General features: G+C 63.6%; 1 protein-coding gene. It reads left to right on the forward strand.

The genetic code is table 11. From position 1 onward, the window contains the following. Positions 1–813: Ig-like domain-containing protein (locus IR141_RS12600; RefSeq protein ID WP_194198401.1), on the forward strand; the 813-nt coding region annotated here is incomplete at both ends.

Raw genomic sequence — 813 nt, forward strand, 5'->3', positions numbered from 1 at the left:
CCACCGCCCCGATGATCAGCGTAGACGCGCCGGACAACAGCAGCGACAACACCCCGACCATCAGCGGCAAAACCGATGCGCCCGCCGGTTCGGTGGTAACCGTAGTGGTAACCGGTTCAGACGGCCAAAGCCAAACCGTTACCACCACCGTCAAGGCAGACGGCAGCTACAGCGTAGACGTGCCCAAAGCCCTGCCCGATGGCGGCTACACCGCCGAAGCTTCGGTGAAAGACCCCGCCGGCAACGAAGGCAGAGCCAGCGACCCGGGCAGTATCGACACCAAAGCAGGCATCACCGTAGAAGCCCCCGCGCTGAGCAGCGACAACACCCCGACCATCACCGGTACCACCACCGATGTCGAAGCAGGCCAAGTGGTAACCGTAGTGGTAACCGGTTCGGACGGCCAAAGCCAAACCGTTACCACCACCGTCAAGGCAGACGGCAGCTACAGCGTAGACGTGCCCAAAGCCCTGCCCGACGGCGGCTACACCGCCGAAGCTTCGGTGAAAGACCCCGCCGGCAACGAAGGCAAAGCCAAAGACAACGGCTCGGTCGACACCACCGCCCCGATGATCAGCGTAGACGCGCCGGACAACAGCAGCGACAACACCCCGACCATCAGCGGCAAAACCGATGCGCCCGCCGGTTCGGTGGTAACCGTAGTGGTAACCGGTTCGGACGGCCAAAGCCAAACCGTTACCACCACCGTCAAGGCAGACGGCAGCTACAGCGTAGACGTGCCCAAAGCCCTGCCCGACGGCGGCTACACCGCCGAAGCTTCGGTGAAAGACCCCGCCGGCAACGAAGGCAAAG

Origin of the sequence: Neisseria sp. 19428wB4_WF04 (genome assembly GCF_015235335.1) — a bacterium.
Classification (GTDB): Bacteria; Pseudomonadota; Gammaproteobacteria; order Burkholderiales; family Neisseriaceae; genus Neisseria; species Neisseria musculi.